The sequence below is a fragment of the Owariibacterium komagatae genome, from assembly GCF_045865535.1.
In the GTDB taxonomy this organism is placed as follows: Bacteria; Bacillota; Clostridia; order Oscillospirales; family Ruminococcaceae; genus Ruthenibacterium; species Ruthenibacterium komagatae.
Window position 1 is genome coordinate 1,626,671 of record NZ_AP031406.1, and the last position, 26,510, is coordinate 1,653,180.

At 55.5% G+C, this 26,510-nt stretch carries 30 protein-coding genes, 1 tRNA gene and 1 riboswitch; of the genes, 15 read left to right on the forward strand and 16 right to left on the reverse strand.

The genetic code is table 11. From position 1 onward, the window contains the following. The first annotated feature begins 59 nt into the window (after positions 1 to 59). From ACKTS9_RS07995 to ACKTS9_RS08035, 9 genes are all read left to right on the forward strand, one after another. Positions 60 to 626 carry a hypothetical protein gene (locus ACKTS9_RS07995; RefSeq protein WP_407880036.1) on the forward strand — a complete coding sequence of 189 codons (567 nt, stop codon included), beginning with the start codon at positions 60 to 62 and terminating at the stop codon, positions 624 to 626. Then, positions 610 to 2,340, forward strand: a complete 1,731-nt coding sequence (locus tag ACKTS9_RS08000; RefSeq protein WP_407880038.1) for a DUF5906 domain-containing protein — start codon at positions 610 to 612, stop codon at positions 2,338 to 2,340. The genes ACKTS9_RS07995 and ACKTS9_RS08000 overlap by 17 nt, the downstream gene beginning before the upstream one ends. Before the next feature lie 45 nt (positions 2,341 to 2,385). Then, on the forward strand, positions 2,386 to 2,583 hold the full coding sequence (locus ACKTS9_RS08005; protein WP_407880040.1) for a helix-turn-helix domain-containing protein: 198 nt from the start codon (positions 2,386 to 2,388) through the stop codon (positions 2,581 to 2,583). Positions 2,584 to 2,624: 41 nt separating this feature from the next. Beyond that, positions 2,625 to 3,851, forward strand: a complete 1,227-nt coding sequence (locus ACKTS9_RS08010) for a tyrosine-type recombinase/integrase (RefSeq protein ID WP_407880042.1) — start codon at positions 2,625 to 2,627, stop codon at positions 3,849 to 3,851. Between the two features lie 182 nt (positions 3,852 to 4,033). Continuing rightward, positions 4,034 to 4,342: a hypothetical protein gene (locus ACKTS9_RS08015; RefSeq protein WP_349217035.1), complete on the forward strand. Its 309-nt coding sequence runs from the start codon at positions 4,034 to 4,036 to the stop codon at positions 4,340 to 4,342. Then, positions 4,339 to 4,830 (forward strand): DUF3990 domain-containing protein, encoded by a 492-nt coding sequence (locus ACKTS9_RS08020; protein WP_349217034.1) that lies wholly within the window; start codon positions 4,339 to 4,341, stop codon positions 4,828 to 4,830. Before ACKTS9_RS08015 ends, ACKTS9_RS08020 begins: the two co-directional genes overlap by 4 nt. Further along, entirely contained in the window at positions 4,830 to 5,069 is a 240-nt protein-coding gene (locus ACKTS9_RS08025; protein ID WP_349217033.1) for a hypothetical protein, read from the forward strand. The genes ACKTS9_RS08020 and ACKTS9_RS08025 overlap by 1 nt, the downstream gene beginning before the upstream one ends. Further along, positions 5,069 to 5,284 carry a DUF3791 domain-containing protein gene (locus ACKTS9_RS08030; RefSeq protein ID WP_349217032.1) on the forward strand — a complete coding sequence of 72 codons (216 nt, stop codon included), beginning with the start codon at positions 5,069 to 5,071 and terminating at the stop codon, positions 5,282 to 5,284. Before ACKTS9_RS08025 ends, ACKTS9_RS08030 begins: the two co-directional genes overlap by 1 nt. A gap of 292 nt (positions 5,285 to 5,576) precedes the next feature. Continuing rightward, on the forward strand, positions 5,577 to 5,948 hold the full coding sequence (locus ACKTS9_RS08035; RefSeq protein WP_349217031.1) for a hypothetical protein: 372 nt from the start codon (positions 5,577 to 5,579) through the stop codon (positions 5,946 to 5,948). A 319-nt stretch (positions 5,949 to 6,267) separates the two neighbouring features. Here ACKTS9_RS08035 and ACKTS9_RS08040 read toward each other — a convergent pair whose 3' ends face one another. Genes ACKTS9_RS08040 through ACKTS9_RS08050 form a run of 3 tightly spaced genes read right to left on the reverse strand, consistent with a single transcriptional unit; the run spans position 6,268 to position 8,201 of the window. Next, a complete protein-coding gene (locus ACKTS9_RS08040; RefSeq protein ID WP_407880046.1) occupies positions 6,268 to 6,795 on the reverse strand; it encodes a hypothetical protein in 528 nt (175 codons plus the stop codon). Position 6,796: 1 nt separating this feature from the next. Continuing rightward, positions 6,797 to 7,441, reverse strand: coding sequence for a hypothetical protein (locus ACKTS9_RS08045; protein WP_407880048.1), 645 nt, complete (start codon positions 7,439 to 7,441; stop codon positions 6,797 to 6,799). 31 nt (positions 7,442 to 7,472) lie between these two features. Continuing rightward, positions 7,473 to 8,201 carry a hypothetical protein gene (locus tag ACKTS9_RS08050; protein WP_349217028.1) on the reverse strand — a complete coding sequence of 243 codons (729 nt, stop codon included), beginning with the start codon at positions 8,199 to 8,201 and terminating at the stop codon, positions 7,473 to 7,475. 638 nt (positions 8,202 to 8,839) lie between these two features. On the opposite strand from ACKTS9_RS08050, the gene ACKTS9_RS08055 reads away from it, so the two are divergent. Then, on the forward strand, positions 8,840 to 9,976 hold the full coding sequence (locus ACKTS9_RS08055) for an IS3 family transposase (RefSeq protein WP_349217027.1): 1,137 nt from the start codon (positions 8,840 to 8,842) through the stop codon (positions 9,974 to 9,976). Between the two features lie 183 nt (positions 9,977 to 10,159). Here ACKTS9_RS08055 and ACKTS9_RS08060 read toward each other — a convergent pair. Beyond that, positions 10,160 to 10,236: transfer RNA gene (locus ACKTS9_RS08060), tRNA-Met, on the reverse strand. Positions 10,237 to 10,401: 165 nt separating this feature from the next. On the opposite strand from ACKTS9_RS08060, the gene ACKTS9_RS08065 reads away from it, so the two are divergent. Beyond that, positions 10,402 to 10,548 (forward strand): hypothetical protein, encoded by a 147-nt coding sequence (locus ACKTS9_RS08065; RefSeq protein ID WP_349217026.1) that lies wholly within the window; start codon positions 10,402 to 10,404, stop codon positions 10,546 to 10,548. A gap of 7 nt (positions 10,549 to 10,555) precedes the next feature. Here ACKTS9_RS08065 and ACKTS9_RS08070 read toward each other — a convergent pair whose 3' ends face one another. The 6 genes from ACKTS9_RS08070 to proB all read right to left on the reverse strand — a co-directional run bounded on the left by ACKTS9_RS08070 (position 10,556) and on the right by proB (position 16,857). Beyond that, a complete protein-coding gene (locus tag ACKTS9_RS08070) occupies positions 10,556 to 10,984 on the reverse strand; it encodes an Lrp/AsnC family transcriptional regulator (RefSeq protein ID WP_349217025.1) in 429 nt (142 codons plus the stop codon). 277 nt (positions 10,985 to 11,261) lie between these two features. Then, on the reverse strand, positions 11,262 to 13,205 hold the full coding sequence (locus ACKTS9_RS08075) for a sensor histidine kinase (RefSeq protein ID WP_407880051.1): 1,944 nt from the start codon (positions 13,203 to 13,205) through the stop codon (positions 11,262 to 11,264). Then, positions 13,180 to 13,884, reverse strand: a complete 705-nt coding sequence (locus ACKTS9_RS08080; protein WP_407880053.1) for a response regulator transcription factor — start codon at positions 13,882 to 13,884, stop codon at positions 13,180 to 13,182. The genes ACKTS9_RS08075 and ACKTS9_RS08080 overlap by 26 nt, the downstream gene beginning before the upstream one ends. 128 nt (positions 13,885 to 14,012) lie before the next feature. After that, a complete protein-coding gene (locus ACKTS9_RS08085) occupies positions 14,013 to 14,828 on the reverse strand; it encodes a hypothetical protein (protein WP_349217022.1) in 816 nt (271 codons plus the stop codon). 19 nt (positions 14,829 to 14,847) lie between these two features. Beyond that, the gene (locus tag ACKTS9_RS08090) at positions 14,848 to 16,083 is read right to left on the reverse strand and encodes a glutamate-5-semialdehyde dehydrogenase (RefSeq protein ID WP_349217021.1); all 1,236 of its coding nucleotides are present in this window, start codon (positions 16,081 to 16,083) and stop codon (positions 14,848 to 14,850) included. Positions 16,084 to 16,086: 3 nt separating this feature from the next. Further along, entirely contained in the window at positions 16,087 to 16,857 is a 771-nt protein-coding gene (gene proB, locus ACKTS9_RS08095; RefSeq protein ID WP_349217118.1) for a glutamate 5-kinase, read from the reverse strand. A gap of 130 nt (positions 16,858 to 16,987) precedes the next feature. On the opposite strand from proB, the gene ACKTS9_RS08100 reads away from it, so the two are divergent. From ACKTS9_RS08100 to ACKTS9_RS08110, 3 genes are all read left to right on the forward strand, one after another. Beyond that, a complete protein-coding gene (locus tag ACKTS9_RS08100) occupies positions 16,988 to 17,524 on the forward strand; it encodes a GNAT family N-acetyltransferase (protein WP_407880056.1) in 537 nt (178 codons plus the stop codon). Then, positions 17,521 to 18,768 carry a GTPase HflX gene (gene hflX / locus ACKTS9_RS08105; protein ID WP_407880058.1) on the forward strand — a complete coding sequence of 416 codons (1,248 nt, stop codon included), beginning with the start codon at positions 17,521 to 17,523 and terminating at the stop codon, positions 18,766 to 18,768. The genes ACKTS9_RS08100 and hflX overlap by 4 nt, the downstream gene beginning before the upstream one ends. Positions 18,769 to 18,817: 49 nt before the next feature. Further along, positions 18,818 to 18,893: riboswitch (Fluoride riboswitch) on the forward strand. A gap of 52 nt (positions 18,894 to 18,945) precedes the next feature. Further along, on the forward strand, positions 18,946 to 20,124 hold the full coding sequence (locus tag ACKTS9_RS08110; RefSeq protein ID WP_407880059.1) for a cation:proton antiporter: 1,179 nt from the start codon (positions 18,946 to 18,948) through the stop codon (positions 20,122 to 20,124). Positions 20,125 to 20,200: 76 nt separating this feature from the next. Here the strand turns inward: ACKTS9_RS08110 and ACKTS9_RS08115 are convergent, their stop codons facing one another. After that, a complete protein-coding gene (locus ACKTS9_RS08115) occupies positions 20,201 to 21,874 on the reverse strand; it encodes a formate--tetrahydrofolate ligase (RefSeq protein WP_407882097.1) in 1,674 nt (557 codons plus the stop codon). 172 nt (positions 21,875 to 22,046) lie between these two features. Here ACKTS9_RS08115 and ACKTS9_RS08120 point away from each other — a divergent pair, with 172 nt between their 5' ends. Next, positions 22,047 to 22,892 (forward strand): DegV family protein, encoded by an 846-nt coding sequence (locus tag ACKTS9_RS08120; RefSeq protein ID WP_407880061.1) that lies wholly within the window; start codon positions 22,047 to 22,049, stop codon positions 22,890 to 22,892. A gap of 19 nt (positions 22,893 to 22,911) precedes the next feature. On the opposite strand, the gene ACKTS9_RS08125 is transcribed toward ACKTS9_RS08120, so the two are convergent. Genes ACKTS9_RS08125 through ACKTS9_RS08145 form a run of 5 tightly spaced genes read right to left on the reverse strand, consistent with a single transcriptional unit; the run spans position 22,912 to position 26,508 of the window. Continuing rightward, on the reverse strand, positions 22,912 to 23,757 hold the full coding sequence (locus ACKTS9_RS08125) for a GNAT family N-acetyltransferase (RefSeq protein WP_407880063.1): 846 nt from the start codon (positions 23,755 to 23,757) through the stop codon (positions 22,912 to 22,914). A 54-nt stretch (positions 23,758 to 23,811) separates the two neighbouring features. Further along, positions 23,812 to 24,240 carry a GNAT family N-acetyltransferase gene (locus ACKTS9_RS08130; protein ID WP_349217015.1) on the reverse strand — a complete coding sequence of 143 codons (429 nt, stop codon included), beginning with the start codon at positions 24,238 to 24,240 and terminating at the stop codon, positions 23,812 to 23,814. 17 nt (positions 24,241 to 24,257) lie between these two features. Further along, the gene (locus tag ACKTS9_RS08135) at positions 24,258 to 24,869 is read right to left on the reverse strand and encodes an Rnf-Nqr domain containing protein (RefSeq protein WP_349217014.1); all 612 of its coding nucleotides are present in this window, start codon (positions 24,867 to 24,869) and stop codon (positions 24,258 to 24,260) included. Beyond that, entirely contained in the window at positions 24,866 to 25,522 is a 657-nt protein-coding gene (locus ACKTS9_RS08140; protein ID WP_407880065.1) for an Rnf-Nqr domain containing protein, read from the reverse strand. The genes ACKTS9_RS08135 and ACKTS9_RS08140 overlap by 4 nt, the downstream gene beginning before the upstream one ends. Further along, a complete protein-coding gene (locus ACKTS9_RS08145; protein WP_349217012.1) occupies positions 25,519 to 26,508 on the reverse strand; it encodes an RnfABCDGE type electron transport complex subunit D in 990 nt (329 codons plus the stop codon). The genes ACKTS9_RS08140 and ACKTS9_RS08145 overlap by 4 nt, the downstream gene beginning before the upstream one ends. Between the last annotated feature and the right edge of the window lie 2 nt (positions 26,509 to 26,510).

Below are 26,510 nucleotides of genomic sequence, written 5' to 3' on the forward strand. Positions count from 1 at the left end.
AATAATTGGCGTAGGCAGTGCACCGCCTACGCCAATTATTTTTTTAGGTGGAAAAATCTATGGACTCACTATCGAACAAACTGAACAGCGCCCTGCTCTCGAACCAGGCCAACGTTGCCGCCATCGTTCCGTTGGCAGGCTACTTGAGCTTCTTCTTACAGGGGCGAAATGCCCCCGTTCTGAGGTTGGAAGCACTTTTCCTAGGTGCAGCCGGTCAAAAATACACGTTCAGCTACTCGGCTCAGAAAAACATGGTTCCGCACTTCTCGAGCGGGTTATTGATTGACTACCGAAAGCCTCACAAGGTAGATCTGGTTTTGGAGGATGAGGACGGCAACACGCTGCTGGACACCGAAAAAAAGGATCTGCTTGGTGTAGTTTGCTTCCAGGTTCAAACTTCACTGGATCATCCAAATCGCATCACAACCTGCCTGGCGGTAGTAGATCCCGGACAGAATGGAATTTGGCTGGCCAGCTCCAATAAGCTTCTTGCCAATCTGGGCGCGGCCTTAATCAGTCAGATTAAAGCGACAATTCCGCCAGAAGAGCAAGCGATTTCTGCTACACCGTTTCCACCCGTTCCAAATGTAAGCGAGGAGGCGGATTACGATGATCAAGATTTCTGAGATGGCACAAAAACGGCCACTCGGTTTACGATGCGGCTTTGATGAATTACCACGCCGAGTGGACATGAGCGGAGCCGTCTACTGCGGCTGGGAGATGATGCGTGCCCACCTCAAAAGAGGGGCTGATATTACACCGACTTTCCATGCAGTGTCCTTAGACGATGCTGGAAAATCGCCGGACATACGAGTTGTTTTGAGTTCTCGCAGAAACGAGCCGGATCAGATCAGCCTGAACGAAACCCAGTACCCGATTGGCGAGCATCTGGGCTTCAGTCAGCGGCCCGTGCAGCAGCAAAGTTTTGTTCAGCAAGTGCGGTCGAAACAGGCTGTCGGCCTCTCCCCCGGAGATGCTTGGCAGGAGCTGGCCAAGAACAAGCGCACACAGGCGGTTTATCAGGCAGCGAAGCTTGTCAAGCAGAACCTGCAGCTGTGCATTCGTGATGGACGCCTGTACTCGTATTCATCGCCGCTGTGGAAGCCGATCGATCAACATGGCCTTTTTGCGCAGATGCGCTCACGATGCCCCGATGGAGAGCGCATCTACAGTATGCTGAGCAACAGCGACCAAAGTACTCTGGTGCGATCGCTTTTGGAAGATGCTGAACTAATGCGCGCACAAGAAGCTCAGGAGCCGAACACGCGTTTCCTTTGTCTGGACGATGGTATCTACGATATCGAAGAGCAGACGATACGGGAAGCGTCACCAGGATGGTTCTTTACATCTGCCCTTCCGATTACAATCGAAGACATCCGAAATCCAATCAACCACGGTGTGTTCGATCAATTTCTGGACAACTGTACGGGCGGCCTTTCTCAGGTCCGTCAGCGACTTCTAGAAGTGATCGGTGCGCTTATTTCGAATGATATGCCGCGGAATTTCTATGTGTTTCAAGGGAGAACAAGCACTGGAAAATCCGTGGCGGGCGACCTGATTCGCGGTGCTCTGCTGGGAGAGTCTGCATGTCTGGCGCTCAATTCACCCACACAGTTCCGAGAAAACCATATATCCGGCAGCATGGTCGACAAAAAGCTGCTGTTTTGCATGGATCTTCCTGATGGTCGTTTTGATCCGGCCACAGTAGGCATTTTGAAGCAACTCACTGGAGATCCGAACAATATGACCGCCAACCAGAAGCATGTTCAGCAGCGCAGCTTTAAGAGCCACTGCAAAGTTCTGTTCTCCTCGAATTTTTCCATTCGTTTGCGCTCAGGAAAACAGGATGAGGCGTTTTTTGACCGGATGGTCTCCGTTCCGTTCTTTAACACGGTGCCGAAGGCTCAGCGGGATATCAACCTGTTGGAAAAGCTGAAGGCAGAACGCGGCTATATTTTCTTGCTGGCGATGAGAGCGCTGCGCGATCTTCGAAGCAACAATTTCGTCTTCACCGAGATTGAGCAGGAGATTATTGACTCCGCATGTCCTATGAGCACAAGTACATCTTTACCTGAGAAGCAAGAGTTAGCTCTGCATCAGTTTGTAGCACAGTGTTGTGTTATAAAGCCGGAAGCAGAAATCCTTTGCGCAGAGTTGCACCAGAGCTACCGTCAATTCTGTATTCAAATTGGCAGCACACCGTTGACCAACACTGCTTTCGGAAGCAAATTGCGCAGGCTGTACCCGTCGCTGGGGGATTGCCGTCACACTATTAGTGGAAAACAGCAGCGATTCGTAACTGGCCTTACGCTGCTGGATAGCTTCCGGACGTTACCGTGATGATTACATCTTAAAAAATATATTATACAAAGGAGAAGAGAATCAATGTCAAACCGTACAAAATACGATGAATTACCGCTAGTTTTGAATGCGAAAGATGTGGCGGATATCCTTGGAATCTCCCTGACGGCCGCTTATCGGCTGTTTGACCGGGATGACTTTCCAACCATCCGCACCGGCATGCGCAGGAAGCTGGTCAGCCGTGAGGCATTCTTCGACTGGCTGAATCGGCAGCATAGATGATCTAATTAACAAAAAAATAAAAAAGAAAGGAGGTGGGCGCCGTGGCGCGCAGACTGAATGGCGAAGGTACGATTCGTCAGCGAAAAGACGGTCTTTATGAGGTGCGGATTACTTCGAAGCCCGATCCGGCGACGGGTAAGAAACAACGAATCTCCCGATATGCGAAAACACGCGAACAGGCATTGAAAATACGCAGCGAGCTGCAGCTGCAATACAGCGGCGACGCTGCGGCGCCCACTTCCCTGACGCTGGGAGAATGGCTGCCGCATTGGCTGGAACTCTACGCTCGCCCGAGTGTGCGGCACAGTACTTATGTTTCGTACGAAGGGTATGTGCGCAAACATCTTGTCCCCGCTTTGGGTGCTGTACCGCTGGACAAGCTCGTTCCGGCAGATCTTCAACGGTTCTACCTTCGTAAACTTCAGGAAGATCGCTTGGCACCAAAAACCATTTCCAACCTGCATGCTTGCCTTCATCGAGCCTTACAGCAGGCGGTGAAGGAGCAAATGATTCCGTCCAATCCCTGCGATGCAGTCGATCTTCCGCGCAAGGAAGCAGCGGAAATCTCCGTTCTGACACGAGAACAGCAAGTAAAGCTGATGCAGGAGAGCTGCCGTCACCGCTATGGTGTTTTCATTCGTTTGGCGTTATCGACCGGCATGCGAATCGGGGAAATCGTCGGTCTCCGCTGGGATGATATCGATTTTACCAACCGTATTCTGTTCGTGCGTTCTACGCTGAATCGTCTGCCCACAGTAGACGGAGAAAGCAAAACGCAGCTGTTCGTCGGTTCGCCAAAGACAAAGAACGGCAGACGTTCGATCCCGCTTTTTGATGCCATTATATCGGATTTGGCAGACTGGCGCAAGACGCAGGAAGCCGACGCACAGCTGGCACAAAGCGCCTATGAAAACACGGGATATGTAGTGACGAACGAGTTCGGCAAGCCGATCGAGCCGCGCACATTCCGGGATCACTATATCCGGATCTTGAAAGCGGCCGGGCTTCCTCACTTCACGTTTCACGCGCTTCGCCATACCTTTGCCACGAGGGCAATTGAGCAGGGAATGGACGTCAAAGCACTCTCCAAGATTCTGGGCCATGCCAACGTCGGATTTACATTGGATACATACGCCCATCTGCTGGATGACCACAAGCGGGAAAGTATGATGCTGATGCAGGAACTGTACCCGCAGCCGGCTACACAAAAGCCGGAAGGAAAGCTGATTTATCTTCCGTTTACTGCTCGCAATATTGCAAAAGAATAACGCGCCGAAGAAATTCGGCGCGTTAATTTTTTATATGTAGAATTGGGGAAATATGGCGGAAGGCCTGCGCGATGTGTGAAACTCGAGAAGCATTGAAATTTGTTTGCAGAGAGAGCAAGAACAGTAAATGCACAACGTTGTGTTGATAATAGCTTAATTGTTGTGTATAATGAAAACGGGTGATGAGATTGAATTTAATGATAACCACCATTCTGAAGGAAAAAGAACGCGTCGATCGGATGCTGGAGAAATACCAAGAAGAACTGAAAAAACTCCCCAAAGGAACGATTTCCGAAAAGAAAGCCGGACAATCCACCTACTTCTATTTGAAATACCGTGATGGGAAAAAGGTGATCTCTCGATACATCCCCCAAAAGGATGCGGAGGATGTTCGAAAACAGGTGGAAAAACGCAGACATATCGAAACGATGATTCGATCTTTGCAGGAAGAACGTGCGATTGCAGAGCAAGCATTGGAGGGGCATATATGATTTTATATCATGGCAGCAATGTGATTGTGGATCAGCCTAAACTCATTCAGCAAAACCGCTTTCTGGATTTTGGTTTTGGCTTTTATACAACAACGAACAAAATCCAGGCAGTCAGCTTTGCCGATAAAGTCACAAAGCGGCGGAGATCCGGTCAAAAGGCAGTAAGCATCTACGAAATCGACGAGGCTGTTGCTTTTTCAGAATGTTCGATTCTTCGCTTTGCTGAACCGAATGAAGCGTGGCTGGATTTTGTATCCGACAACCGTTCCGGTAATTATGAGGGAAAATCCTATGATTTCATCTTTGGGCCGGTGGCCAATGATGATGTGTACAGGACATTCACACTCTATACTGCTGGAGTGCTGACGAAAGAGCAGACATTGGATCAGCTTAAAATCAAGAAGCTGTATAATCAGTTGGTATTGACTTCGGAAAAGGAACTGGCCTATCTGCGCTTTGTTGGCACAGTACCAGAGGAGGAATTTTGATGGCGGATAAAAAATTTGAAGCAATTTTGACTCTGCTTGTTCCGCAGGTTATCAATCTGATTTGTGAAAACTATCCGTTGGATGAAATGACAGCATCAAAAGAGTTTTACGAATCGAAAGTTTATTCCCTGTTGGAGCAGGAGGATACGAAGCTGTGGCATTTCAGTCCTCTTACTCTGTTCAATATGTTTGACGAAGAAAGAACGACAGGAGATTTTCAAATGCCGGAGGAGGCGTAATGATGAGCAGGCAGGGCGATTTTCTCATTTATTGTGTGGAAACCTATAAAACCGCAAAGAACCTGACGGGGAAACAGGTGGCCGATCTTTTCACCCGTTATCGGGTGTGGGAGTATGTGTACTCCTGTTTTGAGGCGCTTCATACCACAGGAGCGAACTATATCGTTGAAGATATCGACCTCTATATTGAAGCGAGAAAACCGATTATGGCGTAAATCTATCGCTGAGACGGCGCACTCACCAAATTGCTTTTGCAAAAACGGTAAAAATACTTTTTATAGTAATGCAATTTATTTCCATCAAACTCCAAGGACAGACGGACAATAAAAATGAAAAAGTAGATAAAAATTTCGCGTTTTACCCCCATTTTCAAACGTGTTTCAAAATACTTTTTGAAAGCAGCTGTCCGTCTGTCCTTTCAAAAAGGTTGGATTTTTCTCTTTACGATGGGCTGATGTGAATACTTAACTCATCTCGTATCATTTTATTGTTTCTGGATAGGAGAGAATGATGAAGAAAAAATTTGCTGTTTTTGTATCTGTAGTTGTCCTTGCAGTTGCTGTTGCGGCAGCGACTGCTATTGTTAACAGAAAGCCTACCTTGACCGGAAGAGCAATCGTCAGCAATTCCACGATTTTGATTGCGGATGAGAGTGATATGCCGGTACAGCTAAATCCAAAGACAGAAAAAGTGTTTCAGGATGTTACGATCCATACCGGTGATTTGATTCGAATTACATATGACGGCTATTTTTTGTACAGTTCTCCGGCGCAGACTGTTATCGATAAAATTCAGGTGCTGGAACGTGGTTCCATTTCAGACGTGCCCGAAAAAGCAATTGAAGCGCTCAAGGGTAACTACAAGTGGCCGATCGATTGAGTCGGTATTTTGATAAGGTGCCATTTAGGGGTAAAACTGGGGTAAAAGAGATAGAAAAGGCACATTTTGCAAAAAGAAAAGCAGCGATGAATCCTTCGATTCATCGCTGTTTTTAAGTGGCGTGTCGTTCCAAAAAAGATATTTTGGGAAATCGGATGATTTTGGCCCGGAAATTTTCACAATTCAATGCGAACGGACCTTACGTAAAAATCTGCAGTGACCAAAAAAAGTTTTCCAGAAACCACAAGGTTATGCATCGTATTTTTCTTTCAAATCAGCAAACCTGAAAACAGCAATTTAAATCCCGTCACATACTTCCTTACTCTGCAGAGTTAAGGACTTTCTGGATTTCCTTTTGCATATGTTCTTGGAGCACTCCTACGTTCAAACAATTCTCGTTATTGGCCATAATAATTATTTGCTTAAATCGTTCCTTGTCGATTTTTGGCGTGCGTTGGCTATCTTCACAAACTTTACAATAGACCTGTAAAAGATTACCGATTTTTTCGTACGTTAAGTCACACAGATTTGTATGTAGTCCTTCTAATCCCGAATATGCTGTTATACCTGGCTCCGTATCGTCTGTCCGAATACCTGCCCATTCTAAAGCATCTGAATCTATAATTAGAAATTGAGAAGCATTAACTTGGGAAGACACTAATAAGGCAGCATTAATAGCTTTATCAATATCCTTTTTATCTAATGACTCACTGCGCCAAACCGATAAAGTATTGCTCGATGTCCGTAGGTCTTGTCCTAAAAAGTCAGCCTGAATATTTCGAAAATTGTCCGTATCCCTCAACTTAAATAGACTGGATGGCTTGGAAAGCTTTCTAACATAGTACATACTATCCCTCTATTTCGAAAACTACGCTATCAATATAGGCTCTTAGCCAAGCAGCTCTACAGTCTAAATTTTTAAGTATTGGTAGTAGACTTTTATCCTGCCAATTCTCCAGAAGAAAAACTGCATATTCTTTTACAGTATCACTTTTATGGCTAAAAAGAGATAAAAGAATCATGGGGCCCCACTCAGCAGTCTGCTGTAATTCAAAACTGCACAAGCATTTAGCTATAGCGCACAAAATATTAACGCAATCATTACGTCTAATAACAATCTCTTGAAATGCAGCACCTAAAATAGAAATTGACTTTGAAGCAATATTATCTACAACTGACCATATATAATTTTCACTTTCCTCGTCATAATTGTATAACTCTAAATATGGCATCAATTTTGATACCGCATCATTGATGAGCTTCCGTCTTTTTTCTTCATCGGTCAATGCAATAAAATCCAACAACTTATTCTCTAGCCAAAGTGGAATGCGTTGAGTTGAAAAATTGTTTGTACCTAGCGTATTGGTGGACACATTTTCTCTGCTATTTGAGCTCTGCGGATTTACTTCTCCATACTTGGGGTTATCAATAATAATAAAAAAGCTATTTTCAGAAGAACTGCTTGGCTGTCTTCGGGGAACAGTATCTTCCATCAATTCCGATCCTTGAAGATTTAAACTAAGATTAATCACCACTAATCAGCCTTTCAACATCATTCGCTATTCTTTGCGCTACTGGTGTTACAGTCTGGACAAACTGTTTCAACGCACTTACATCAAAGCGTATATTTGCATTTTTCGGCACTGTATTGATATCAATATGAAAAAGCACTGCTGCTTTTTGCCCCGTCATATCTTGCGCAGAAGTAACTTCAGTAATATAATTCACAAGTTCATCAGCTTCATTTAACTGAATATTTTCTTGCGAATTCGTTCGCATAGACCATTCAGCAAGTGGCTTTCCCTCGTAAAATGCAGCGGCTTTTAGAAGTTCCTTGCCCTTACTTTTCATTTTATCAAAGCTTTCCATTTCGCAGACTTCTTGAATATTAAGTGCTAACCTATTAGATACAGCATTTGAATTGTCGAAAAGTGCAGTAAATGCTTCAATTGCAAGTTCATAAAAATCATCCATAGAGACATCAACATCACTAGGTTTATTGTATGTGACATCAATTCTCTCATTCAGAATACTGATATTGTATTTCTGATCTTGTGTAACAAATCCAAGATTAGAAATTGCCGTAACACGATTGCTTGGAATTTCTATCTGCTGACTTGAAATTAGATTTGGAAGAAATACTTGTTTGGTTCTTTCATTGATTTTCGGCATAAGTGTAGAAATCGTTTCAGGAGTGGGGCTAATAGAAAACTTCCCAAACATAGACAATTGATAATTGATAACTGTCGCCATTCTAACGCTCTCCTTACTATTCCATTCAATTGAAAAATACTTATTGTTGACTTTAAATAGTATTTGGGGAAAATAATGCATATTACTGCTGCCACCTTTCATACAACAATCAGAGGCTGTATTAAAAAGTATGCAACAGTTTAAAGAATATTGTTACCCGTATTCTTTATTGGTTGCATATAATATGGTTCAATTGCTGACTCTATAGCAACCTATTTTTAGTATATTTCATCGCAATAATTTGGTCAAGATGCCAACCCGGAATCTTGTCAAATACTTATTGGTCTCATCTCACAAGGCTATTATGTTTCACTATACATGTTCAGCTAAATGCCACCGCAAGGTTAGGTTGATTTTTCCTTTATATAATGGTATTCTAGAATTAGAAAAGAAGCATAAGATTCCCTTATTTAAGGGAGGATTCGAATGAAACCAAAAGTGGTCCAGCTTATCCCTTTGTCACCACCCAAAGTCAATATACTATGTCGTATGAACCGTCTTGATTTTTCAAGGCGGTTTTTTGTTGTTATGTTTCAGAAAGGAGCATTTGTATGAAAAAAGCAAAGAATTCGTCTGTCGATAGGCAGAACACCAGTTGCTCGTCCCTTTCCATCAATCAGCACAAGGAGGAAACACTTATGAAAACAAATGAACATCCTATCGAACTGGTCCAGAAGTGCTGTGCCGAATACTATGATGGCAAGCCCGTAACAGAAATCAGCAAAGAAAATCAAGTGGCCCGCTGCACTATTTACCGATGGCTAAAACAATACAAAAACCTGTCACCGGATTTAATTCCCACCCAAAGAGCCCTCAGCGACCTGCGAAAAAAGCAGCAGCGGACGGAGCAGATCTGTCAAATTCTGAAAGCGGTTAATTGTACGGCTTCCGATCCGGTTTCGGTAAAGCTCTCTGAGTTGGAAAGACTTCTGGATCAGTATCCCATCCGGGTCCTCTGCGATGCCCTGGAAGTCAACCGCGGGACTTTCTACAATCACATGAAAAGCAAACAAGAACCTTCCCTTCGTACTCAGCGAAGGAAAGACCTTTCTGCGGCTGTCAAAGAGGTTTTTGAGGAAAGCCACGGGTTGTTCGGATCCGATAAAATTCTTGCCGTACTGCAAACCCAGGGATACAAAACCAGCAAAAAGACCGTCCTCGACATCATGCATGATCTGGGACTTTCCAGCTTCCGCACCACTGCTAAGGCAGATTACAAAAAATGGGTGAAGCTTCAGGGAAATCCCAATGTTCTAAACCGCCAATTCAACGTCAGTGCGCCCAACACGGCATGGGTGGGAGACTGCACCCAGTTTGCAGTGTGCGGCAAGAAATACCACATCTGCGCCATCCTGGATCTGTATGCCAGAAAGGTGATTGCCTACAAAATCTCTCCCCGGGCAAGCACCCAGTTGGTGACTGCCACCTTCAAGCAGGCCTTTGAGCAAAGGAAGCCCGGCAAAGATCTGATCTTCCACTCTGACCGGGGATGCCAGTATACCTCCCAGGCCTTCCGAACTCTTCTGCGCGATTACCATGTGACTCAATCCTTCTCCAAAGGGGGCACACCTTATGACAACGGCGTGATGGAGTCTTTCTTCTCCTCCCTGAAGCAAGAAGAACTGTACCGAAGCTCCTACCGGTCTGAAAACGAATTCAAGAAAAGGGTTTCCGAATATATGAAGTTCTACAATAAAAGGCGTCCTCATCGCGCCAACCAGTACAAAACACCGGATGAAGCGGAGAACGCCTTTAATGAAAAAAATACAGGCTGAAACTGTTGCAGAAGCTGGTTCAAATAAGGGGGCTTGAAGCTGTTTATGATCAAAAATGAGAAAGTTTGAATATTTGTGTCGCAGGAGGCCAAATGCCGGAAAACCCTGATATGACAATACAAAACGGGAGTCAAGTTTCGTCCGATCTCACCGGATCGTTCAGAACTTGACTCCCATTCAATATGGTTGCGGAGGCAGGATTTGAACCTACGACCTTCGGGTTATGAGCCCGACGAGCTACCGGACTGCTCCACTCCGCGATCTCTTGCACCCTCTTCTTGGGTGCTAAATTATCTTATCATATTCTGGGGCTTGTGTCAATACCGAAATTTTTGTGAAATCTATTTTTTCTACATGGTTTTTTCATCTCTGAAGCATACACTAAATAAAAGCCGTTTTTTAACCGCACAAACAGGAGTTTTTTCATGGATCTCACTTTTCTCTTTCTTGTCCTTGGCATTCTTGCCGCTGCTGCAACGCTGGTGGCCTACGCCTGCATTGTGGTGGGCGCACGCAGCGAACAGCCGCCTGACAGCTCCTTCTTTGCCAAAGACAACCGTCACAAACAATAAAAAACGCTTACACCCGTGTACGCTTATCCACCGGCGTGGAGAGAATGATCTGGCTGCTGGTCTGCCCCAGCTTCTGAAACCGGTTGATGAGATGCTCCAGCGCCGCAATGCCCGAGCAATGCACCTTCACGATGAAGCTGTGCGCCCCCGTGACATGGAAGCACTGCTGCACCCCTTCCTGCATCTCCGCCATGTTTAAAAAGCGGTCCCGGTCTGACGGGGACACGGAAATGCTGATGAGCGCGTCAATAGCGTTTTTGTCCGGCTTTTCGCCCAACACCACCGTATAGCCTTCGATGACGCCCCCTGCTTCCATACGGCGAATGCGCTCGCTGACAGCCGGGCTGGTGAGCGCCACCCGCTGAGCGATGTTCTTCACGGTCATGCGGCCGTCCTCTTCCAGCAAACGCAAAATTTTGCGGTCCAACTCATCCATTGATTTTCCCTCGCATACAACTTTCTAATGTTTTTAAGTTCAAATCACCGTTCAATTTTTTAAATAAGAATTAACTGAAAACCTTTCCCCTTTTCTTTATTATATTATCCCAAACCTGGTTTGTAAACAACAAAATAAAGCATTTTCAGGGGTATTGGTTTGACAAAATAAGCAAATTCGGTAAAATGATAACTGCAATAAAGATTTCACCTAAATTTATTTATACTTTCCCACCCCTCTATGCAAAAGGAGCCGCTGCAAAGCGGCTCCTTTTGCTTTACGCGTTTTTCTCCTGCAGATCGGGCGGGTTTGCGGGGGCTGCAGCGAAGGAAAGCGTCACCGTAAAGGCATCGCCCCGGATGGAAACCTTCAGCCGGCCGCCGAAGCTGTTCATAAAGCTTTCGGCAATGGACAGGCCCAAACCGCTGCCCTCGGTGGTGCGCGATTTATCCCCCCGGACAAACCGCTGAAGGATCTCCTCTTCGGTAAAATCCATCTCATAGCCCGCGGTATTGGTCAGCGACAGGCACACCTGATCGGGGCGGGATTCCACTTCCAGATAAATGCGGGTCCCCTGCAGCGAATAGCGCAGGGCATTGTCCAGAATGTTCTGCAGCACCCGGTACAGCCGCCGGTTCTCGGCAAAAACCCAGGCGCTTTCCGGCAGCGTGGGACGCACGGGAATGCCCGCTTTTTCCACCGCGTCGCCCATATCCGCCAGCGTCTGATGCACGGCCATGACCAGGTCCAGCGGCTCCAGAATCACGGTTTCTTCGCCGCTGGTGGCTTTGGACAGGGTGAACAGGTCATTGACCGTATGGCTCAGCCGCTCGGATTTTCTGCGCAGGATCTTCACATAATCCGCGGCCTCGGCAGGCAGGTCCTGCTTTTCCAGCAGATCCAGATAGCCGATGATGCTGGTGAGGGGCGTTTTCAGGTCATGAGACACATTGGTGATGAGCTCCACTTTCATGCGCTCGCTTTTCAGGGCACTGGCCAGGCTTTGCTTAACGCCCTCGTCCAGGCGGGCAATTTGAAGAGAGGTTTTATGCAGAGGGCTCTCCTCAGGCAGCGTGGGGCGAGTCTCCTGCCCCGACGCCGCGGCCTCCACCTGATCGGTGAGCGCATCCAGCGCACGGCCGTCCCGCGCCTGCATGACCAGCAGATACAGCATACCCGCCACGCACACCATGCCCAGCAGCAGGGCCGTGGCCAAAATCAACAGGCGGGCCCCAAAGAACACATACAAAAACAGACACAGAAGGACGCACAGCGTCATGCAGGACATTCCCGTCCACAGAATGCGGCTGACCGCCTGACGGCCCACCCGGCCGGAAACACGCCAGGTTTCGCCCCGGCACAGCCAGGCGATGCCCCGGCAGATGTGGTGCAGGATGCTGTCGGCCCACAGACGGCCCGCTTTGGCCTTGCGGGCCAGGCTCAGCAGCAGCGCCAGTCCCACCAGGCCGATGGCCAAATCAATGGCCATCAACGCGTACGCCTGATCGCCGCGCAGGCTGTCGGACGTGACCAGCAGCGCCATCATCAGCAGCACAGCCAGGATGGCCTCGACCCCCAGCAGGATCTCGGTGGGCCAGCGGTCCACAAACAGCAGGTGCAGTTCGTTGTCCTGCCCGGTGTGGCCTGCCACGGCCAGCAGGTACACCACCAGAAGGCCGATGGCGGCCATCACAAACCAGAAGCTTTGCTGCCACTGCTGAACAAAGGCATAATCCCGGTTGTATTCCTCTTCCATCTGCTGCATATAGTCTTCGTCCATCACAAGGATGAGCTCGTCGGCATTGCTCCAGCTGCTTATTCCGTACCACATCTGCCGCGTCTCCTCGGAGGTGCCGTCCGGAACGATGAGTTCATTCTCCGTATAACGATAGACCCAGTCGCCCCCGGCCCGGGCAATCTGTTCCAGGTCCCGGTCGCTGTTGGTCCAGACATCCTCTCCGGCGCGGATCAGATACTCGTAATGGATCTCGCCGTACACACGCCCCTCCTGGGTTACCACAGCACAGTCGTTGAGTGCCGACGCCACCACATTGACGTACCGGGTGGAATCGGTAAACTGCGGCTGGGTCGTATACACGTCACTCAGATCGATGCGCCGGACGGTCATGCCCAGACCCGCCAGCGCCACCAGCGCCGTGAGCACAAAGGCCAGAAACTTCAAAACCGAGCTGCGGCTAAATTTTTTCCATCTTGTAACCAAGGCCCCACATCACCTTCAAATAATTTGGATTTTTGGGATCGATCTCGATCTTTTCCCGGATGCGGCGGATGTGCACCATGACCGTATTTTCCACGCCGAAGCCCGGCTCGTTCCAGACGTGCTCGTAAATTTCCGACGCGCTGAACACGTGACCCGGATTTTCCATAAGAAACTGAACAATGCGGTATTCGGTGGCGGTCAGGCGCACCGGTTCGCCGTCCACCTCCAGAATTTTGGCCTGGGTGTCCAGGGCGAGGCCGCCCAGCTGGATCACGCCCGGCCGGGCGGGGGCGCCCGCCACCGTGCCCAGCGTCATGTAACGGCGCAGAAGTGCCTTGACCCGGGCGGCCAGTTCCATGGGATTGTAGGGTTTTGTCATGTAGTCGTCGGCACCGATGGACAAGCCGGCAATTTTGTCCGCGTCCTCGGTTTTGGCGCTGAGCAGCAGAATGGGCACGTTTTTCTCGCGCCGGACCTGCATGGTGGCGGACAGGCCGTCCATCCGGGGCATCATCACATCCAGGATGATGAGATGCACGGTCTGCTCGTGCAGGATCTCCAGCGCCTCCAGCCCGTCGTAGGCCCGCAGGACCCGATGGCCGTCCAGCTCCAGCAATTTGGCAATGGCCCCCACAATCTCCCGGTCGTCGTCCACGACCAGAATGGTCGCCTGTTTCATGATGCACCGCTCCTTCCGATGGTTTCAGGATACCTCATCTTTTTTACGCTGAGGGCAGGGAAAAACTTACGATTTTCTTAAAACAGCACAGAAAAAGCCCCGCATGGAATCCATGCGGGGCCATGGGGTCATTCCACAGGGTCTTCGGGCAGCTGGCTCTGGGCCACCGAGGAATCGGTGGGCAGGCTGTTGGCCAGATCGTCCATGACTTCCTGCGGCGCGGTCACCACAGATTCCGCCGCGACGGAAGAGCTGGAAGCAGTTTCCGGCTTCATCTCGCTGGCCACGATGGCCGACAGATAATATTCACCGTCGATTTTGGTGAAAATATAGTCCTGATACTTGGTGGGGGTGATGTCCATATTGGAGCTGAACTCGCCGCCCGCGCTGAAGGGAGACAGATATCCCACCGTGACGCGCTTGGTATCGCCCTCGCGCTTGATGCGCTCCACCTTGGGGAAATAGTCGTTGACCGCGCTGGTGACCGGCAGCAGATAGGCCTGCTTTTCGGCCACATACTCAAAGGTCATGCCGTGGTCCTCAAAGGTCTCGTAGGTGAACTTGAAGTCCGGGCCGTACAGTTCGGCGGCGGCCTTGTCGATGTCGATGGTGGGCAGGTACATGGCGCCCGTCTCGTCGTGTTCATAGCTGCTGGAATCGCCGATGCAGCTCCAGATCAGCGCGTTGAGCAGTGTGTTCTTGTTGGCTTCGTCCAGGCTGTCGAAGGGGGTGGGGTCCAGGGCCACCAGGTTGCGCAGCCGCAGCTCGTAGGCCTCTTTCTCCTCGGTGTCGTCAAACAGCGCCGCGCCCAGCTGAATGCCGCCGGACACCACACTGAACAGGCCGATGACCACCAGAACGCAGACCACCGCGCCCAGCAGCTGCCGCAGACGGCGGCGCCGGCGCAGCGCGCTCAGCTCTTTGCCTTCAGGTTGTGTTGCCATAATGTTTCTCCTTCCGGGCTCAGCGCACCTGGCCGTCGCCCTCAATGATGTATTTGTAGCTGGTCAGCTCACACAGGCCCATGGGGCCGCGGGCGCCCAGCTTCTGGGTGGAAATGCCCATTTCGCAGCCAAGGCCGAACTCGCCGCCGTCGGTGAAGCGGGTGGAGGCATTGACGTACACCGCGGCCGAATCCACCCCGGCGCAGAAGGCGTCGGCAGCGGCGCGGTCCTGCGTGACGATGGCCTCGCTGTGGCCGGTGGAATGCGCGGCGATGTGCGCCACCGCCTCCTCCACGCTGCCCACCACTTTGACGGCCAGAATGTAGTCCAGAAACTCGGTGTCAAAGTCCCGCTCGCCCGCGGGCGTGCCGGGGATGATGGCCGCCGCTTCCGGGCACAGGCGAAGCTCCACATGCTTTTCGTCCAGCGCCTGTTTCAGACGCGGCAGGAACACGGGCGCCACGTCCCGGTGCACCAGGCACACCTCTTCGGCGTTGCACACCGAGGGACGGCTGGTCTTGGCGTTGTACACGATGGCCACGGCCTTGTCCAGGTCGGCCGCACGGTCCACATACACATGGCAGATGCCGGTGCCTGTCTCGATGCAGGGCACTTTGGCGTTCTCCACGCAGGCGCGGATCAGGCCTGCGCCGCCCCGGGGGATCAGCAGGTCCACCAGGCCGCGGGCCTCCATCAGCTGCGTCGCGCTGGCGCGGGTGGTGTCCTCCACCAGGTTGACCAGTGTTTCCGGCGCGCCGTTTTCCCGCAGCGCCGCGCGCAGGGCGGCCACGATGGCGGTGTTGGAATGGATGGCCTCTTTGCCGCCCCGCAGAACGCACACATTGCCGCTTTTCAGGGCAAGGGCCGCTGCGTCGGCGGTGACATTGGGCCGGCTTTCGTAAATGATGGCGATGACGCCCATGGGCACCCGCACCTTGCGGATGACCAGGCCGTTGGGCCGGGTGATCTCACTGAGCACGTCGCCCACCGGGTCCGGCAGGTCGGCCACGGCACGCAGGCCCTGGGCCATGGCGGCCACGCGGTCGCCTGTCAGGCGCAGCCGGTCGATCATCACCGGGGCGATGGTGGCCCGGGCGGCCTCCACGTCCTGATCGTTGGCGGCCAGGATGTCTGCCTGATGCTGCACAAGGCTGTCCGCCATGGCCAGCAGAAGGCGGTTTTTCTCTTGGGTGGACAGGGCGGCCGCCGCACTCTTCGCGGCTTTCGCGCCCTGCAGCAGTTCCTGAGTGGTCATGGTTCACATCTCCTTTGCAAGAAACAACGTGCCCACGGTGACGCCGTCCACAATGTCGTACAGGCGGGTGGGGTCCTCGCCGTTGGCGATGATCATGGGCACCCCGTGGGAAGTGGCCATTTTGGCCGCGCCCAGCTTGGTGATCATGCCGCCGGTGCCCTGCCGGCTGCCCGCGCCCCCGGCGGCTGCCTCCATCTCCGGCGTGATGTGTTCCACCACGCTGATGAGCTTGGCGTCCGGATGGGTGTGGGGATCGGCGGTGTACAGGCCGTTGATGTCGGACAGAAGAATCAGCAGGTCCGCCTGCACGCTGACGGCCACAATGGCGGACAGGGTATCGTTGTCGCCCACCTTGATCTCGGCGGTGCTGACGGTGTCGTTCTCGTTGATGATGGGGATGGCGCCCAGCTCCAGCAGGCGCTCCAGCGTGCGCTCGATGTTGTGGCGGCGCTCGGGGTCGTTCACGTCCTCGGCGGTCAGAAGGATCTGCGCCACGGTGTGGTTGTAATCGGTGAACAGCTTGTCATAGGTGTACATCAGTTCGCACTGACCGACGGCGGCCGCCGCCTGCTTGGTGGCGATGTCCGCGGGACGGCTTTGCAAAAGCAGCTTGCCCACGCCCATGCCGATGGCGCCCGAGGAAACCAGCACCACCTGATGGCCCGCGTTCTGCAGATCGGCCAGCGTCTTGCACAAAAGTTCCACACGGCGGATGTTCAGCCGCCCGGTTCCATGGGCCAGCGTGGATGTGCCCACCTTTACCACGATTCGCATCCTTTTTCCCCCATTTTTCATCCTGCATATAGATATATAGTATACCATAGCTCGCGCGAGAAATCAAAAGGTTTGACGCAAACCGGTGTTTCGCCGTATAATGGGAAAAACTTTGCAAGGAGGCGGCCTCATGACCGATGTGCTTTCTACGCCCCGGCTGGTGCTGCGGCCCTTTGTGCCCGAGGACGGGGCGGAAATGTTCCGGGTGTGGGCCAGCGACCCGCAGGTGACCCGGTTTCTGCGCTGGACGCCCCACAAAGACCAGGCGGAGAGCCTGGCGCTGGCCCGGCAATGGGCCGCCGACCGGCAGGCGCACCAATGGGCCATTGTGCGCGGCTGCGACGGGCAGCTGATGGGCTCCATCGGCGTGGTGCCCGCCGAGGACGACCCCGCCCTGTGGGAGCCGGGCTACTGCCTGGGCCGGGACTTCTGGGGAAAAGGATACATGACCGAGGCGCTGGACGCGGTGGTGCGCCACCTGTTTGCAGACCACGGCGTTGACCGGCTGGGCTGCTGCCACGCCGCCGCCAACCCGGCCAGCGGCCGGGTGATGGAAAAGGTGGGCTTTCACTACACCCACGACGTGATGTGCCACAAGTTTGACGGAACGCCGCTTCCCTGCCGATCATACATTTTATACAAAGAGGAATATTTGAGCAAATTATGACAGAAAATGGAATGATGAACGTTGTGCTGTTCGGGCTGGACCTGGGCGCGTACGACATGGACAAAAGCATGGATGAACTGGCGGCGCTGGCCCAGGCCAACCACATGGTGGCGGTGGCCCGGCTGGTGCAAAAGCGGGATGTGCCGGAGAGCGCCACCTATCTGGGCGAAGGACGGCTGGCCGAAGGGCGGCTGCTGTGCATGAACCTGGGCGCGGAGTGCGCCATTTTCGACGCAGAGCTGTCGGGAAGCCAGATCCGCAATCTGGAGCAGATTCTGGAAGTGCCGGTGATGGACCGGACCATGCTGATTCTGGAAATTTTTAAAAACCGCGCGGTGACCAACGAGGGCAAGCTGCAGACCGAGCTGGCCACGCTGCGCTACCGGCTGCCGCGGCTGGCCGGGCTGGGCGAGAGCCTGTCCCGTCAGGGTGGCGGCGGTGCGGGCGGCGGCGGCGCGCGCCGCGGTGCGGGCGAAAGCAAGCTGGAGTACGACCGTCGCCATGTGCGCCGGCGCATCGAAGCGCTGAGCCAGCGGCTGGAAGAGATGGAGCGCCGCCGGGAACAGACCCGCAAAAGCCGCCGGAAAAGCGGCGTGCCGGTGGTGGCGCTGGTGGGCTACACCAACGTGGGCAAGTCCAGCCTGCTGAACCGGCTGTGCGGGGCCGATGTGCCCGCCCAGGACATGCTGTTTGCCACGCTGGACCCCACGGCCCGGCGGCTGACCCTGCCCTCGGGCCTGACGGTGGTGGCGGTGGACACGGTGGGTTTTGTGAGCCGCCTGCCCCACGGGCTGGTGGAGGCCTTCAAGAGCACGCTGGAAGAAGCCGCCTATGCGGACGTAATTGTAAAGGTGTGCGACTTGTCCGACCCCGAGGCATCCCAGCAGCTGACGGTGACGGACCAGGTGCTGGACTCGCTGGACTGCGGGGACATTCCCCAGCTGACGGTGTACAACAAGTGCGACCGGGCGCCGGGCGCCACGCCCTTTGACACCAGTGCCATCTGCACCAGCGCGGCCACCGGCTACGGGATGGACGCCCTGCTGGCCCGGCTGGACCAGGTGCTGGCGGACCGGGTGCGCCGGGTGGCGGTGCTGCTGCCCTACGACAAGCTGGCGCTGGCGGGGCACATCCGCGCCCAGGGCACCATGCTGACCGAGGAGTACCGGCCGGAGGGCGTGTACTGCGAAGGCGTGGTGAAGGCGGCGGACCTGCATCTGTTCGTGCCCTATTTTGCGGACTAGTGCCCGAACCGAAAAGTTTTTCTTGCAAATTTGCCGCGGCTGTGGCATACTGCTGAAAGGGAATGAAGTTCTCCCCTGGCAATCGGCCAAAACCGCTTTTCAAAGCTGATGACTTCTGTGATCTTGGAATCGCAGGGGGCATTGGCTTTTTTTGTTCCCTGCAAAAGGAGGAACCGTATGTTATTTTCTCTGGCGCTGATTTTTCTGTGCGGCATGGGGCTGGGCAGCCTGTTTCAAAAGCTGAAGCTGCCCGCGCTGCTGGGCATGCTGCTGACGGGCATTCTGCTGGGCCCCTCTGTGCTGAACCTGCTGGACGGGTCCATTCTGGCGGTCTCGGCCGACCTGCGGCGGATCGCTCTCATCATCATTCTGACCCGGGCGGGGCTGAACCTGGACCTGGCGGACCTGAAAAAAGTGGGACGGCCCGCGGTGCTGCTGTGCTTTGTGCCCGCCAGCTTTGAAATTCTGGGCGCTTTGGTGCTGGCGCCCCGCCTGCTGGGTCTGAGCCTGACCGAGGCCGCGGTGCTGGGGGCGGTCATCGCGGCGGTGTCGCCGGCGGTGGTGGTGCCCAAAATGCTCAAGCTGATGGACGAGGGCTACGGCACCCGGCAGAGCATTCCCCAGATGATTTTGGCGGGCGCATCGGTGGATGACGTCTTCGTGATCGTTCTGTTCACGTCCTTCACGGGACTGGCGGCCGGCGAGGGCGTGGCGGCGCTGGACTTTGCCAAGATCCCCACCTCCATTGTGCTGGGGGTGGCGGGCGGCGTCGCCTGCGGCTGGGTGCTGGCGGAACTGTTCCGGCGGGTCCACATGCGGGACAGCGCCAAAGTGGTGCTGCTGCTGAGCACGTCTTTTCTGCTGGTGACGCTGGAAGACGCCCTGCCCGGGCCGGTGGGCTTTTCCGGTCTGCTGGCGGTGATGGCCATGGGCATTGCCCTGCAGTACCGCCGGGGCCAGGTGGCGGCGCGTCTGTCGCAGAAATACGCCAAGCTTTGGGTGGCGGCGGAGCTGCTGCTGTTCGTGCTGGTGGGCGCGGCAGTGGATGTGGGCGCTGCGGCCGAGACCGGTCTTGCGGCCGTGGGGCTGATTTTCGGGGCTCTGTGCTTCCGCATGGTGGGGGTGCTGGTGTGCACCCTGGGCACCCGGCTGACCGGCCGCGAACGGCTGTTCTGCATGCTGGCCTACACGCCCAAAGCCACGGTGCAGGCGGCCATCGGCTCGGTGCCGCTGGCCATGGGGCTGGCCTGCGGGCAGACGGTACTGGCCGTGGCGGTGCTGGCCATTCTCATCACCGCGCCCCTGGGGTCGGTGGCCATCGAAAGCACCTACCGGCGGCTGCTTCAAAAAGAATAAAAAGAGCCGGTCAGGCAATGCCTGACCGGCCTTTTTTCATTGACAGCACTTGCGACACAAGCCGCAAGTCTTTTCCTCAGAACAATCCGCTGATGACGCCGTTCTCATCCACGTCGATGCCTTCGGCCGCCGGTTTTTTGGGCAGGCCCGGCATGGTCATGATGCTGCCCATGACCGCCACCACGAAGCCCGCGCCCGCGGACAGGCGCAGCTCCCGCACGGTCATGGTAAAGCCGTCGGGCGCCGCCAGCAGTTTGGCATTGTCGCTGAAGGAATACTGGGTCTTGGCGATGCACACCGGCAGCTTGTCGTAGCCGGCGTCCGCCAGCTCCCGCAGCTGCTTCTGGGCCGCGGCGGAGAAGACCACCTCTTTGGCGCGGTAAATGTTGCGGCACACCGCGCGGATCTTATCGGCCACAGGCAGATCGTCGGCATAGGTGAAGTGCACGGGCCGTCTGTCCAGAATGCCCAGCACGTCCTCGGCCAGCTCCAGGCCGCCTTCGCCGCCCTTGGCAAACACCTCGCTGAGGGCACAGGGCACGCCCAGGCCCGCGCAATAGTCCCGCAGGAACTGGTGCTCTTCCGCAGAGTCCGTGGGGAAGGCGTTGATGGCCACGCACACGGGCATGCCGAACTGCTTCTGCATGTTTTCCACGTGCCGGGCCAGGTTGGCGCTGCCGGCTTCCAGATATTCCAGATTGGGCACGCCCAGCTGCTCTTTGGGGCAGCCGCCGTGATGTTTCAGTGCGCGCACGGTGGCCACGACCACCACCGCCGCGGGCGCGATGCCCGCCATGCGGCACTTGATGTCCAGGAATTTCTCGGCGCCCAGGTCCGCGCCGAAGCCCGCCTCGGTGACCACATAGTCCGCCAGCTTCATGCCCAGTTTGGTGGCGATGACGCTGTTGCAGCCGTGGGCGATGTTGGCGAAGGGGCCGCCGTGGACCAGCGCGGGGGTGTGTTCCAGCGTCTGGACCAGGTTGGGATCAAAGGCGTCCTTCAGCAGAGCGGCCATGGCGCCCGCCGCGCCGATCTGACCGGCGGTGACGGGTTCGCCCGCGTAGGTATAGCCCACCACGATGCGGGCCAGGCGCTCTTTCAGGTCCTTCAGGTCCGTGGCCAGGCAGAAAATGGCCATGACCTCGCTGGCCACGGTGATGTCGAACCCGTCCTCACGGGGGGTTCCGTTCACCTTGCCGCCCAGGCCGTCGGTGATGAACCGCAGCTGGCGGTCGTTCATATCCACGCAGCGCTTCCAGGTGACGCGGCGCGGGTCGATGTTCAAAGCATTGCCCTGATAAATGTGGTTGTCCACCATGGCCGCCAGAAGGTTGTTGGCCGCGCCGATGGCGTGCAGATCGCCGGTGAAATGCAGATTGATGTCCTCCATGGGCACCACCTGGGCGTAGCCGCCGCCGGCCGCGCCGCCCTTCACGCCGAACACGGGGCCCAGGCTGGGCTCCCGCAGCGCCAGAATGACCTTTTTGCCCATGCGGTGCAGCGCATCCGCCAGGCCCACGCTGGTGGTGGTTTTTCCCTCGCCCGCGGGTGTGGGGCTGATGGCCGTGACCAGAATGACCCTTGCGTCGGGCTTGTCCGCCATGGCCTTCACCAAACGGTGATCCACCTTGGCCTTGTACCGGCCGTAAGGGATCAGTTGTTCTTCGGCCAGACCCAGTCGCTGGGCGACGGCGCCGATGGGTTCCATCACGGCCTCCTGTGCGATTTGAATGTCGCTTTTCATGGCAATGCTCCTTCTTTCTTTGGAATGTTTCCGGCTTTTTTCATCTTACCAAATTGAGCGGACAAATACAAGCCGTGGCCGTGCGCTGTGCGTTGACTTTTGAGCGGGGCAACGGTACAATGAAGACAGGAATACCTGCAAAGCAAAACGGTGCTTTTCCGTGGAAATGAGGTTTTTAATGAACATTCAGATCATTGTTGACAGCTGCTGTGACGTGACCGACGCCTTGCGCAACGTGCTGAGCCTCTCGCTGGCCAGTTTGAAAATCACCGTGGGGGAACATTTTTACGAGGACGACGGCACCATTGACACGGGTGTGCTGGTGGCGGACATGAAGGCCTGCCGGACCGCCCCGACCACGGCCTGCCCCTCTCCGGAAGAATACGCCGCCCTGATGAGCCGGGCCGATGCCAGTTTGGTGGTGACGCTGTCCAGCAAGCTGTCCGGCAGTTACAACGCGGCCTGCGTGGGCCGGGACCTTGCCCTGGAAAAGGCCCCCGAAAAGAAGATCCATGTGTTTGATTCCGAGAGCGCGTCCGCGGGCGAGACCCGCATTGCCCTGCTGCTGCGGGACATGATCGACGGCGGCATGGGCTTTGAGGAGATCGTAGAAAAGACCACGGCCTTCATTGCGAATATGAAAACCCACTTTGTGCTGGAGGACCTGGGCAACCTGGTGAAGAACGGCCGCATTTCCCGCACTGCGGGCTTTGTGGGCACCATGCTGAACCTGCGCCCCATCATGGGGGAAAACGGCCACGGCGAGATCATCCCGCTGGAAAAAGTGCGCGGCACGGCCAACGCCATGCGCCGTCTGGTGGAACTGGTGGCCGAGGAGACCGACCATCTGCCCGCGGCCAGCAAACTGCTGGTGCTGAGCCACTGCAACTGCCAGGAGCGGGCCATGCAGCTGAAAAAGGCCTTTTTGGCACGATGCGCCGTGTTCAAGGACGTGATCGTGGTGCCCACGGGCGGGCTTTCCACGGTGTACGCCAACGACGGCGGCATTGTGATCGCATTTTAAAAAAGAAAGCGCGTTCCCTTCAGCAGGGAACGCGCTTTTTTATGCAGATCGGCACCGGCGGCAGGCCCGGCCGGTCGGAAAACAGCTCCACTTCCACCTGATACCGGCTGGAAGGAAGGTCCCGGACAAAAGCCAGCACGGCGTCCCGCTCCACGGTGCCCTGCCGGCCGCCCGCATAGGCGCACACGGTCAGCACGCCGCCCGGGCGCAGCAGTTCCAGCGCGGTTTTCAGCGCCGGAATGCTGGTTTGGGGCACGGTGAACACCCCGTGGTCCGCGCCCGGCAGATAGCCCAGATTGAACACCGCGCCGTCCACGGTGCCCGGCCGGGCATAGTGCGCCAGGTTGGCGTGGCTGTCGCACACCACCTGCGCCTGCCCGTACCCCAGCGACGCAAGCCGCTGCCGGGTGGCCTGCACCGCCGCGGGCTGAATGTCCATGGCCAGCACCCGGCCCGTGGGGCCCACCAGGCCGCACAGAAACGCGGTGTCGTGCCCGTTGCCGGCGGTGGCGTCCACCGCGAACATGCCCGGACCCAGGTGCTGCGCCAAAAAGCCGTGAACGATGCTGAGGGCATTGCGCTGAACGGGGGCGCAGCGCACCAGCTGCCCGTCCTGGGGCCGAAAACCGAACTTTTCCAAAAAAGGGCGCAGAGCTGCGCTGTCCGGCGCGGTCAGCCGCTCTTTGGGGCCGATGCCGCTCTGTTTCAGCGCCTGCCGGTACAGGTAGGTGCCGTAGCCCTTGCGCCGCCAGGTCTCCTGGACCCAGATGCCCGTGAGGCGGCCGGGTTCCAGCGTCAGCCAGCCCAGCACCAGGCCGTCCCGCACCAGTTCAAACCGGTCTGTTTCTCTTCGCACCGAGAGCATGCGGCTCTCCCCCTTTCGGTCAAAAAGGCCCCGGCATGCGCCGGGGCCGATGGTTTATTTCAGGCTGCGCCAAAAGCCGTACTGACTTTTGGAAAAACCGCGCTTTTCCAAAAACTCCTGGCTTTTGATGTTGACGCGGGGACAATAGGCATACACGCTGGAGCAGCCGATGGTCTTCAGGTGAGTGGTCACGCTGAGCAGCATGCCCCCGCCGATGTTGCGGCCGCGAAAGGCGTCCTTCACATAAAAGTCGTTGATGTAGCCCACATTGGCGCACTGACACAGAGACATGCGCACCTCCACGTCGGCGAAGCCCACGGCCTCAGCCCCGTTGTAGGCCAGCACCACCCGGCGGCCGGGCTGGTCCAGCGCCGTCTGCAAATGGGCCAGAAACACCTCTTTGTCCACCGGTTCCTGCCGGTAGGCACAAACCAGTTCATACAGTTTTTCCCCTTCTGAAAGGGTGACGTTGCGCACAATCATCCTCGCCGTCTCCTTTCTCAGAACGAGATCAAATGGCCGGTGAAGCCATAGATGGCCAGCGCCAGAATGCCGATGTACAGCAGCGTGACCGGCAGGCCGCGGAAGGTGGCGGGCACGTCTTCGTTGTCCAGCTTGCGGGCACCTTCGCGCACCACCAGAACCGCCAGCACATAGCCCACGCCGCTGCCCAGGGCAAAGCCCATGGTCTGCAGCAGATCAAAATGGCGCGTGGTGCCGATGAGCAGCGTGCCCAGAATGCAGGTGTTGAACGTGGCCATGGGAAGCACGGCCACAATGTCCTTTGCGCCCGACGAACGGAACAGCAGCACCACCAGCAGCAGCACGATGAAAAAGGCCACGGCGCTGCACATGACCAGGACCAGCGGCCGGACATAGGTGCTGTACCACTGTTCGCTGAGCCACAGGTTGACAAAGTACGCCATGGGCGCGCTGATGAGCTGAACGCTGCACAAGAGCACGCCGAAGGTGAGCGAGTCCACTTCGGGGTCGTCCGCCAGCTTGACAATGCGGGAGACGCCCAGTGCACGGGTAAACACGGCGTTCTGGGCGAACACGCCCACCACCGCGTAGAAGAAGAAGGGTCCGAGCGCTTTTAAAACTTCTGTCATGCCTGCTGCTTCGCCCCCAGTCCCATCTGTCGTTTCACAATGTTCACGCCGCCGCGCCAGACCGCGATCATCAGGGCCAGCACGATAAAGCCGCCGCTGGGCAGCTGCGCCATGGGGAACAGCGGCGTTTTCAGCAACGTATGGCCGAGCACCACCCCCGTGCCCAGAAATTCGCGCACAACGGCCGTGACATACATGGCCAGCACGTATCCGGCAGTGGTGATGATGCCCTTGCGGAAAGCAGTGTGGATGCGCTCGCGCTGAGGCCGCTCATACCGTTTCAGAATAATGGGGTCCGCCACCAGCAGGGGCAGGTACAGACCCAGAAGGGTGATGTCCGCACTGGTGAACAGATGCTCCATCACCCAGATGACGCCCACGTACACCGCCGCACTGGTGACGGCATACGTCAGCCCGCGGAAGCGGAAGTAGGAAAACCGGCTGAGAAACGCCGCGATGACCCGGGTGGGCGTCAGCAGCAGTGCCACCGCCACCGCCAGCATGGTGGCGTTTTTCACATTGATGGCCGCCACCACCAGCGGCGCAAGGCCCAGGCCCTGCATGACCACCGGGTTGTTGAGCAGAATGCGGTCCCGTTTGACTTTGCGGGCCAGCTCATGGTCGACTTCCGGTTTCATGGGATCGATGTTCATGAGCTCACCTCCTCACGGCGCACACGGCTTGCGAACAGCCGGTCCAGATAGCCTGACAGAGCGTTGACGCACAAAATGGCAAAGCAGACGCCCGTGTCATAGGTGCCCACATAGCGGAACGTCATGGTCATGACGCCCAGAAGAATGCCGTACACCAGATGGGCCCGCCGGTTTTTGGGCCGGGTGACCCGCTCGTTGATGAGGAACACCGAGGCGTACAGAAGCGCGCCGGTGAGCAGCTCATACTTCACCGACTGATAGCGCACATACAGATGCTCCCAGGGCACGGCAAGGCCGATGTTGTCGATGCGGGGGAAGAAGAAGGCCACCAGGGCGCAGGCGCCCAGAAAGCCCACGGGAATGGCAAAGTCAATGTCCCGGCGCATCCACAGGTACATGGCGCAGGCCAGCACCACCAGCAGCGCCGTGGTGCCCATGGGGCCGGCGTAGTTGCCCAGCACCAGGTTCAGCGCGCGCACGTTGGGCGTGCCGCCCGCCTGCAGGCTGTGGGCCGCGCTTTCCACCATGGTGGCCTCTGCGGTGGAAAACACTGACATGGTGGTAAAGGGCACCGGATAGGTGAACACCTGGCTGGGCCAGGACACCGCCGCCACCGCATAACCCACCGCCGACGGGTTGAAGGGATAGTGGCCGTAGCCGCCGAAGGGCGCCTTTGCCACCAGAACCACCGTCATGCTGGTGATGACCACAATGTAATAGCTGAGCGTTGCGGGCATCAGCATCAGCATCACCAGCACCGCTGGAATGCTGCTGTTTTCGGTTCGGTCATGGGGCCGGCCCCGCAGCCAGGCCACCAGACGGTCGCAGAACGCGGCCGTGATGCTGCCGACCAGGCACATCACCGCCGGGCGCGCGCCGTACAGATAACAGGATACCGCCAACAGGGGCAGCATCATCCAGACAATGTCCCGGTTCTGCTCCCGCGGGGACAGCGGTCCCAGCGGCAAACTCGTCTCCGAGCTCATAG

Coding starts and splice junctions, on each gene's coding strand:
- ACKTS9_RS08050 (WP_349217028.1), bottom strand. CDS start 8,201: ATGGCGACAGTTATCAATTATCAATTGTCTATGTTTGGGAAGTTTTCT.
- ACKTS9_RS08065 (WP_349217026.1), top strand. CDS start 10,402: ATGGATCTCACTTTTCTCTTTCTTGTCCTTGGCATTCTTGCCGCTGCT.
- ACKTS9_RS08135 (WP_349217014.1), bottom strand. CDS start 24,869: ATGACAGAAGTTTTAAAAGCGCTCGGACCCTTCTTCTTCTACGCGGTG.
- ACKTS9_RS08120 (WP_407880061.1), top strand. CDS start 22,047: ATGAACATTCAGATCATTGTTGACAGCTGCTGTGACGTGACCGACGCC.
- ACKTS9_RS08005 (WP_407880040.1), top strand. CDS start 2,386: ATGTCAAACCGTACAAAATACGATGAATTACCGCTAGTTTTGAATGCG.
- ACKTS9_RS07995 (WP_407880036.1), top strand. CDS start 60: ATGGACTCACTATCGAACAAACTGAACAGCGCCCTGCTCTCGAACCAG.
- ACKTS9_RS08040 (WP_407880046.1), bottom strand. CDS start 6,795: ATGTACTATGTTAGAAAGCTTTCCAAGCCATCCAGTCTATTTAAGTTG.
- ACKTS9_RS08110 (WP_407880059.1), top strand. CDS start 18,946: ATGTTATTTTCTCTGGCGCTGATTTTTCTGTGCGGCATGGGGCTGGGC.
- ACKTS9_RS08070 (WP_349217025.1), bottom strand. CDS start 10,984: ATGGATGAGTTGGACCGCAAAATTTTGCGTTTGCTGGAAGAGGACGGC.
- ACKTS9_RS08035 (WP_349217031.1), top strand. CDS start 5,577: ATGATGAAGAAAAAATTTGCTGTTTTTGTATCTGTAGTTGTCCTTGCA.
- proB (WP_349217118.1), bottom strand. CDS start 16,857: ATGCGAATCGTGGTAAAGGTGGGCACATCCACGCTGGCCCATGGAACC.
- ACKTS9_RS08015 (WP_349217035.1), top strand. CDS start 4,034: ATGAGATTGAATTTAATGATAACCACCATTCTGAAGGAAAAAGAACGC.
- hflX (WP_407880058.1), top strand. CDS start 17,521: ATGACAGAAAATGGAATGATGAACGTTGTGCTGTTCGGGCTGGACCTG.
- ACKTS9_RS08030 (WP_349217032.1), top strand. CDS start 5,069: ATGATGAGCAGGCAGGGCGATTTTCTCATTTATTGTGTGGAAACCTAT.
- ACKTS9_RS08000 (WP_407880038.1), top strand. CDS start 610: ATGATCAAGATTTCTGAGATGGCACAAAAACGGCCACTCGGTTTACGA.
- ACKTS9_RS08100 (WP_407880056.1), top strand. CDS start 16,988: ATGACCGATGTGCTTTCTACGCCCCGGCTGGTGCTGCGGCCCTTTGTG.
- ACKTS9_RS08025 (WP_349217033.1), top strand. CDS start 4,830: ATGGCGGATAAAAAATTTGAAGCAATTTTGACTCTGCTTGTTCCGCAG.
- ACKTS9_RS08080 (WP_407880053.1), bottom strand. CDS start 13,884: ATGAAACAGGCGACCATTCTGGTCGTGGACGACGACCGGGAGATTGTG.
- ACKTS9_RS08085 (WP_349217022.1), bottom strand. CDS start 14,828: ATGGCAACACAACCTGAAGGCAAAGAGCTGAGCGCGCTGCGCCGGCGC.
- ACKTS9_RS08020 (WP_349217034.1), top strand. CDS start 4,339: ATGATTTTATATCATGGCAGCAATGTGATTGTGGATCAGCCTAAACTC.
- ACKTS9_RS08130 (WP_349217015.1), bottom strand. CDS start 24,240: ATGATTGTGCGCAACGTCACCCTTTCAGAAGGGGAAAAACTGTATGAA.
- ACKTS9_RS08055 (WP_349217027.1), top strand. CDS start 8,840: ATGAAAACAAATGAACATCCTATCGAACTGGTCCAGAAGTGCTGTGCC.
- ACKTS9_RS08140 (WP_407880065.1), bottom strand. CDS start 25,522: ATGAACATCGATCCCATGAAACCGGAAGTCGACCATGAGCTGGCCCGC.
- ACKTS9_RS08090 (WP_349217021.1), bottom strand. CDS start 16,083: ATGACCACTCAGGAACTGCTGCAGGGCGCGAAAGCCGCGAAGAGTGCG.
- ACKTS9_RS08045 (WP_407880048.1), bottom strand. CDS start 7,441: ATGGAAGATACTGTTCCCCGAAGACAGCCAAGCAGTTCTTCTGAAAAT.
- ACKTS9_RS08145 (WP_349217012.1), bottom strand. CDS start 26,508: ATGAGCTCGGAGACGAGTTTGCCGCTGGGACCGCTGTCCCCGCGGGAG.
- ACKTS9_RS08125 (WP_407880063.1), bottom strand. CDS start 23,757: ATGCTCTCGGTGCGAAGAGAAACAGACCGGTTTGAACTGGTGCGGGAC.